Raw genomic sequence first — 6,341 nt, 5'->3', positions numbered from 1 at the left:
AGAAAGAGATCTTAGCCTTTACTCCAGAGAAAAATGCGGATCAAATAACAACAAATTAGATAAAATTGTATAAACTGTAATAGGTGGACTAAAAGGTGGTCTAAAAATCGTTATTTAAAGAAAAAAATCTATATATTTCAATACGTTAAAAGCAAAAAATGGTGCCCAGACGCGGATTCGAACCACGGACACGCGGATTTTCAGTCCGCTGCTCTACCAACTGAGCTATCTGGGCACGTTTCACAAAACACGTGAAACGTGTGCGGTTATAACATTAAAATTTTATCTGTCCAGTCATCAAAAGAAAAATAATGAATTTTTTATGAGTTTATCTCCATATTCTAGGCAATATAACGATGCGTTGTTATAAAATAAACTTGCTAGCTATATTACGATACGTTACTGTACCCTGATAGAAATGCTGTCTTATCGTGGTGATAACACGAGAAAATCTTTTGAAAGAATCAATATGAGAAGCATAATTTAAGAGGGATATTTTTTACAAGGTTTCTATGTATCTTAAGCTTACGAAATAAAGAAAAAGCATTTTTGATTTTTGTCTAAAGGGAATATTGGCTTTAGTCTTTATAATAATTCATTAAAGAAAGACAAGCCGTCTAAAAGGGGAGAAATAATGATCATGTTGAAAAAACCAAGTTGTCGTCCAAATAATCCGAATTTTTCTTCAGGTCCTTGTAGCAAAAGACCTGGCTGGACTTTTGAAGTTCTTAAAAATGCATTAGTTGGACGTTCGCATCGATCAAAAGAAGCAGAGTTAAAACTTGCTGAAGTTATTGATTTAACTCGTGAGGTTCTTGAAGTTCCTTCTGATCATCGTATAGGGATTGTTCCTGGTTCAGATACTGGTGCTGTTGAAGCGTCTTTATGGTCTTTATTAGGTGAGCGTGGCGTAGATATGGCGGCATGGGAAAGCTTTGGTTTTGGGTGGAACACAGATGTTGTTGAGCAATTAAAGCTTTCTGATGTGCGTCGTTTTGAGGCTCCTTATGGTGAGTTGCCGGATTTAACACAACTTGACTTTGATCGTGATGTTGTTTTTGCATGGAATGGGACAACTTCTGGTGTGCGTATTCCTAATACAGATTTTATTCCAGAAAAGCGGGCTGGATTGACAATTTGTGACGCTACATCTGCAGCTTTTGGGCAATATCTTGACTTTTCAAAATTAGATGTTGTTACTTTTTCATGGCAAAAAGTTTTGGGTGGTGAGGCAGCACATGGGATGGTGATTTTAAGTCCTCGTGCTGTTGAACGTCTTGAGAGTTATATTCCAGCTTGGCCGATGCCTCAACTTTTCTACATGACCAAAAATGGAAAATTGAATGAAGATATTTTTAAAGGGAAAATAGTTAATACACCTTCAATGCTTTGTGTTGAGGATTTTCTTGATGGGTTGAAATGGGCAAAGTCTTTAGGTGGTGCACCGGCGCTAAGGGCACGTGTCGAGAAAAATTTTGCTGTATTTGATGCTTTTGTTCGCAAAACACCATGGCTAGAATATTTGGCAAAAGATCCTAAAGTACGTTCTAATACATCTGTTTGTTTAGATATTGTCGACCCAGTGATTACTTCTTTAGATACTGAAAAGCGGGTATCTTTTATAAAAGCAATAGTGAATCGTCTTGATGAGGAAGGAGCTGCTTATGATATTGGTTCGTATAGAGCGGCTCCTCCAGGGCTTCGAGTGTGGACCGGTATAACAATTGAGGCTTCTGATCTTGAAATTTTAACACAATGGCTTGAATGGGCGTTTCAGGTTGAAAAAGCGCGACTTTAATGAATTGTTAGCGATTTTTATAACGCATTTTTTTCAGCAAAAAAATATGGGAGATTATGACAATTTTGCATATTCATCTGTTAAATAGACAATCTTCAAATGTTGCATGGATTGCTAAAGCGTGTGAAGGAAAAATGCATGATCTATTAAATTGGTGAAAATCACAACCAAAAATTCTCAATATTTTTGCTTTTATAGCAAAAAGGACTGATTGAAGATGAAGATATTTTATATCAAGAGTGTTTCTTTGTCTTTAATTATCGTAGATTTAAAAATTTAACTATCTGAAGATTGGGAAAAAGTCAAAATGAAGAGTCGCACTTATTCGAAGCTTTCGTTATAAGAAAACGTTTGTTTTTGAATGCTGGTTTTATTTGACAAAACACGACGGAGAAAGTTATGGCCAATGTAGTAGTTGTTGGTACACAATGGGGCGATGAAGGTAAAGGGAAAATTGTAGATTGGTTGTCTGAGCGGGCAGATATTGTGGTGAGATATCAGGGGGGGCATAATGCAGGACACACATTGGTTATTGATGGGGTTAGTTATAAATTATCGCTTTTACCGTCTGGTTTAGTTCGTGGAAAGTTATCCATTATTGGTAATGGGGTTGTTGTTGATCCTCATCATTTTGTAGAAGAATTAAAAAAACTACGTGAGAAGGGTGTGAAAATTACACCAGACATTTTGCGTATTGCTGAAAATGCTCCATTGATTCTTTCTTTGCATCGTGATCTTGATGCAATTCGTGAAAGTGGTTTATCGGGGTTAAAAATTGGTACGACAAGACGTGGTATTGGACCGGCTTATGAAGATAAGGTTGGGCGTCGTGCTATCCGCGTGATGGATTTGGCAGAAGCTGATACGCTTATGGCTAAAATCGAACGGCTTTTGGGACATCATAATGCTTTGCGTCGTGGAATGGGAGTTGCAGAGATTGATTCTCAAGCACTTTATGATGAGTTGATGCAAGTCGCCGATGAAATTCTACCCTTTATGGATTGTACGTGGCGTCTTTTAGATGACAGTGATCGGATGGGAAAGCATATCCTTTTTGAGGGTGCACAAGGTGCTTTATTGGATAATGATTTTGGGACTTATCCTTATGTGACATCATCCAACACAGTAGCTGGACAAGCATGTATTGGTTCAGGAATGGGGACTAGATCAATCCATTATGTTTTGGGTATTGCAAAAGCTTATACAACACGTGTTGGAGAAGGGCCATTTCCAACAGAGCAGATCAATGATATTGGTGAATTTCTTGGGATGCGTGGTAAGGAGTTTGGTGTTGTAACTGGTAGAAAACGTCGATGTGGTTGGTTTGATGCTGTCTTAGTACGTCAGATGGTAGCAATTTGTGGGGTTCAGGGTATCGCACTAACAAAACTTGATGTTTTAGATGGTTTGGATGAAGTCAAAATCTGTGTTGGTTATGAACTTGATGGTAAAAGAATCGATCATTTACCGTCATCCATGGGGGCACAAGCCCGTGTGAAGCCCATTTATGAGACATTAGAAGGCTGGAAGGAAGCAACAGCGCATGCTTTGAGCTGGGAGGACTTACCTATGCAGGCTATCCAATATATACGCTATATTGAAGAATTAGTTGGTACGCGGATCGCTTTATTATCGACTAGCCCTGAGCGCGAAGATACCATTCTTATTACAGATCCTTTTGAAAATTAATGATTATTTTTAAACTTCTGTGTAGATTTTTAATTTGCCTCTTGTCTTCTTTTCTATGAAGAATGGATTTAAGAATGAAAGAAAGATGCAAAAGAGCATTGTTTATTTTTCACATTCATTTTACATTACTGCGACAGTTGTATCAATATACAATATCAAGGACTATCAATTTAGAGGATTAAAAGAGAGACGTGTTGGGCTTTACAACTGGGATTTTTTCTCAGGTTGAGAAAGATTATAAAAGATATGGTAGATTTCGTTGGAATCTTAAAAAAAACAATCAATGCACAAAGCAATGCTACATCACAAGTGCGCGAACAGATTTATAAACGAGCTATCGAAACACTAGAACATCAGTTTGCAGCAGCGACAATACCACAAGCGATGGCTGATGAGCAAAGAAAGATTTTGCAAAGTGCTATTACAACCGTTGAGGAAGCATATTTAGCAGTTGAAAAGAAGCGATTTTCTTCAGTCGTTGGGTGGAGTTTTATAGATACAGCTGAAGATAACCAAAACATACAAAATTCTCCGTTTCCAAAAGAGAATGCGATTCTAGGGAGAGAAATAGAAGCAAGACAAAGTTCTGTTACAAGTTTAAAGGATAATAAGGCATTTAATGAGTTTTGTGCATCGGGGATACCAGATGCAGAACCTGTCAATATAAAGGATTATTTAGTTTCTCAGCATGTTGATGAGGAGATATTAAAAACTTCTCTTTTAACTCCTTCTTCACAAGGAGATAATCCACATATTGTTTCGCATATTTTTTCTCAAGCTGTACGTCGGGCTAATCAGTCATCGATGCAAAAGCGTGTTGTAATAAGTACTGCTGCTGTTGCTAGTTTTATTATTTTAGCTGTTGGTCTTTATTTTGTTGGTGAGCGTATATTTGTATCAAATAGTCATCAATCGTTGAGAGAAAATCTTCAAGTTTCTCATACATTACCAAAGACACTTTCAATCACGAAAAAGTTAACGAAACGCTTGTTAGAGGATGGGAGTGAAATTGATGTTGGTTTAGATCAAACAACAGATTCTTCAAATGAAGAAGGAACCTCAAAAGTTGTTACCAGCAATTTGCAGCCAGTTGAACAGGCGGGTGAAGCTATCTTTTATCAAGCACGTACAAATTATGATGCAGAAAAAGTAGCAACGGGAAGTGCTCGTTGGGCACTTATAAAGGAGTCTTACGGGAAAGGAGTTCCGGAAGAAACTGCGATACAAGGTGATATAACAATTCCCGATGAAGGGTTATCATTACGGCTCATTTTACGTCGTAATACGGATGTCTCTTTTCCTGCTGCATATATTATGGATCTTGTTTTTATTCCTTCTGATAAATTTTCAGGTCAAGCTATAAATAATGTTCAGGCATTAACTTTCAAAGCAAGTGAACATTCTATTGGTCAGGCTTTAGCAAGAACTGTTTCAACAAAGATTGGCGATGATTTTTTTCTTGTTGCATTGAGTGGCAATCGTCCATTTCTTGACCGAAACTTACAATTGATAAGGGAGTTGGATTGGATACGTTTGATATTAACGGATAAAAACGGACGCATAAATGAATTAACTTTTGCAAAAGGGCCAAAAGGGCAAGCTATTTTTAATGAAGTGATTGGACAATGGCTTGCGCAATCAAATAAATTAACAGTTCTTGGTCAAAAAAAATAAAACACTAACAAGGATGAGATAAAAGAGCACAAAAAGAACTCTCACAATCAAAACAATTTTATAGGTCAATTCAGAAGTGTAAAGCCAACATAGCACTACTTTAACTCTATTTTGAGAGTGTGCAAATAATTGGCTTTATACTTAGTTTAAGGATTTTACACATAATTTTGAGATAAAGCAGAGGCTCTAATAGAATCTTGTACTTTTTCAAAGGCACGCATTTCAATTTGTCTTACACGTTCCCGACTGATATTAAATTCATTTGAGAGTTCTTCTAGTGTTAATTGCTGATCATTTAAACGACGTGCTATGAATATGCGTTTTTCACGTTCATTTAGGCTATCTATAGCATTTGTAAGCATAGAACGACGATTTTCTAATTCACTTTGTTCAATCAAAGTTTGTTCTTGATTGTTGGAGTCATCCACCAACCAATCTTGCCATTCACCGTTTTCACCTGCGTTTGTGCGAAGAGGTGCATTAAGTGAAGTGTCACCACCAAGCCGGCGGTTCATTGAGACAACTTCATCTTCTGTAACATTTAATTTGATTGCAATTTCTTTTACTTGTTCTGCGTTAAGATCGCCACTATCAAGGGCTTGAAGCCTACTTTTTAATTTACGAAGATTGAAAAACAAACGCTTTTGATTGGCGGTTGTCCCTATTTTCACCAAACTCCAAGATCGCAACACATATTCTTGTATTGACGCTTTAATCCACCATATAGCATAAGTTGCAAGCCTAAAACCCCGTTCCGGTTCGAAACGTTTGACAGCCTGCATAAGCCCCACATTACCTTCTGAAATGACCTCTCCAATAGGCAATCCATAACCTCGATATCCCATTGCGATTTTAGCCACTAGACGCAAATGACTGGTTACCAATCTATGTGCAGCTTTTAAGTCATTATGTTCGCGGTAACGCTGAGCCAACATATATTCTTCTTTTGGTTCAAGCATTGGAAAACGACGCACTTCTTCTAGGTAACGATTCAATCCTCCGTCACCCGTCGTTACTGATAGTAAATTCATCTGGGCCATATAGCACCCTCCTTTTATGCGAATTCCCTTATAAGGCAAATTCTATTTCCGGATATTGTAAATATCTTTCTAATTTCATTCTAGCATAATTTTCAATTTTGTTCAAAAAGAGATATTTTATTGTGAAATCCTGAAAAGAT

The 6,341-nt window shown here is 37.3% G+C and carries 4 protein-coding genes and 1 tRNA gene; 3 read left to right on the top strand and 2 right to left on the bottom strand.

Annotated elements, in window-relative coordinates:
• Window positions 1–159: 159 nt before the first annotated feature.
• Window positions 160–235: transfer RNA gene (locus tag ABD917_RS03045), tRNA-Phe, on the bottom strand.
• Between the two features lie 399 nt (window positions 236–634).
• Here ABD917_RS03045 and ABD917_RS03040 point away from each other — a divergent pair.
• The 3 genes from ABD917_RS03040 to ABD917_RS03030 all read left to right on the top strand — a co-directional run bounded on the left by ABD917_RS03040 (window position 635) and on the right by ABD917_RS03030 (window position 5,161).
• A complete protein-coding gene (locus tag ABD917_RS03040) occupies window positions 635–1,798 on the top strand; it encodes a phosphoserine transaminase (protein ID WP_345118623.1) in 1,164 nt (387 codons plus the stop codon).
• 399 nt (window positions 1,799–2,197) lie between these two features.
• Window positions 2,198–3,487: an adenylosuccinate synthase gene (locus ABD917_RS03035; protein WP_345118622.1), complete on the top strand. Its 1,290-nt coding sequence runs from the start codon at window positions 2,198–2,200 to the stop codon at window positions 3,485–3,487.
• Between the two features lie 246 nt (window positions 3,488–3,733).
• Window positions 3,734–5,161 (top strand): hypothetical protein, encoded by a 1,428-nt coding sequence (locus ABD917_RS03030; protein WP_345118621.1) that lies wholly within the window; start codon window positions 3,734–3,736, stop codon window positions 5,159–5,161.
• Between the two features lie 155 nt (window positions 5,162–5,316).
• Here ABD917_RS03030 and rpoH read toward each other — a convergent pair whose 3' ends face one another.
• Complete coding sequence (rpoH, locus tag ABD917_RS03025) at window positions 5,317–6,201, bottom strand: RNA polymerase sigma factor RpoH (RefSeq protein WP_345118619.1); 885 nt, start codon at window positions 6,199–6,201, stop codon at window positions 5,317–5,319.
• Between the last annotated feature and the right edge of the window lie 140 nt (window positions 6,202–6,341).

The organism is Bartonella pachyuromydis (genome assembly GCF_039543065.1).
Lineage (GTDB): Bacteria > Pseudomonadota > Alphaproteobacteria > Rhizobiales > Rhizobiaceae > Bartonella > Bartonella pachyuromydis.
The sequence above is the reverse complement of the archived record's forward strand: the minus strand, read 5'-3'. Positions and strand labels throughout refer to the sequence as shown.